A 497-nucleotide genomic window follows, 5' to 3' on the forward strand; every position below is an offset into this window, starting at 1 on the left:
ATCAGGCCGGCGCGGTTGGCCAGTACGCCGGTCACGCCCAGGTCGATGTCGGCGCCGGAGATCTGGCCGCTGCTGTTATCGAGACTGCCGCCGCGCACTTGCAGCAGGCGTTTGGCTGATAGCGCGCCGTTGCGGTTATTAACAGTCGAGGCTTGCAGCAAGGCATCGCCGCTCTGCGCGAGGATGCCGCCACCCTGGTTGTCGAGGCCGCCACGGGCGATCAGCAACAGGCTCTGGCCTTGAATGGCGCCGCCTTTGGGTGTGGCTGCGGTCGTGGTCGTGCTGGTAGCCACACCATTGCGCAGCACGCCGGTCAGCTCGGTGCCGACGGTGCCCTTGAGGCTGGCGATCACGCCGCTGCGGTTGTCGAGGTTGGCGCCGTTGAGTTGCAGGTCGCCGGCCTGGGCAATCAGGCTGCCGCCAGTGTTGTTGGTTTCAAGGCTGGTGGCGTTCAGGCTGCCGGCGCTTTGTACGGTGCCGGCGCTGTTGTTCAGGCT

At 66.4% G+C, this 497-nt stretch carries 1 protein-coding gene; it reads right to left on the bottom strand.

All coding sequences use genetic code 11. The annotated features are described in order from the left end of the window. Positions 1–497, bottom strand: a 497-nt coding sequence (locus ACYP2A_RS22835) for a hypothetical protein (protein WP_459748214.1), incomplete at both ends; no start/stop codon positions are given.

It is taken from the genome of Pseudomonas sp. 3A(2025), assembly GCF_054589175.1.